Source organism: Pseudoxanthomonas kalamensis DSM 18571 (assembly GCF_010211745.1).
Taxonomy (GTDB): Bacteria; Pseudomonadota; Gammaproteobacteria; order Xanthomonadales; family Xanthomonadaceae; genus Pseudoxanthomonas_A; species Pseudoxanthomonas_A kalamensis.
Genome location: NZ_PDWQ01000141.1, coordinates 1 through 518, shown reverse-complemented (window position 1 = coordinate 518; position 518 = coordinate 1). Strand labels below are relative to the sequence as shown.

Here is a 518-nt window from a genome sequence, read left to right as displayed (position 1 = left end):
GCGGCACGCTGGAATCGCTCGCCAGGCAGCTGCCGCTTTGCAGGATGGCGCGTTGAAACAACCCCGCCGCGCCGGGCGAAGCGAGCTGATAACAGATGCTCCACGCACCGGCCGATTCGCCGAACACGGTGACGTTGGGCGCATCGCCGCCGAACGCGGCGATATTGCGTTGCACCCAGCGCAAGGCCGCCTGCTGGTCGAGCAATGCATAGGCGCCTTCGCCTTCGCCACGCAGGCCTGGATGCGCGTAGAAACCGAATACGCCCAGCCGATAGTTGGGTGCCACCACAATCACATCCTGGCGCGCAGCCAACGCGCTCAGGTCGTAGTCGACATTGCTGCCCAGTTCCAGCGCGCCGCCATAGATCCACACCATCACCGCGCGTGGATGCGCCGGTGCGGGGCCGGGCGGTGCGTAGACATTGAGCGTGAGGCAATCTTCGGACACGTGCTTCTGCCCGACGCGATAGCGTGGCAGACAAGCCGGGCCGGCCTGGGTGGCATCGCGAACCTGGGTC

General features: G+C 66.2%; 1 protein-coding gene. It reads right to left on the bottom strand.

Annotation, left to right across the window (positions count from 1 at the left end; all coding sequences use genetic code 11):
- Nucleotides 1-518, bottom strand: a 518-nt coding sequence (locus CSC70_RS14415; RefSeq protein ID WP_162457237.1) for a carboxylesterase family protein, incomplete at both ends; no start/stop codon positions are given.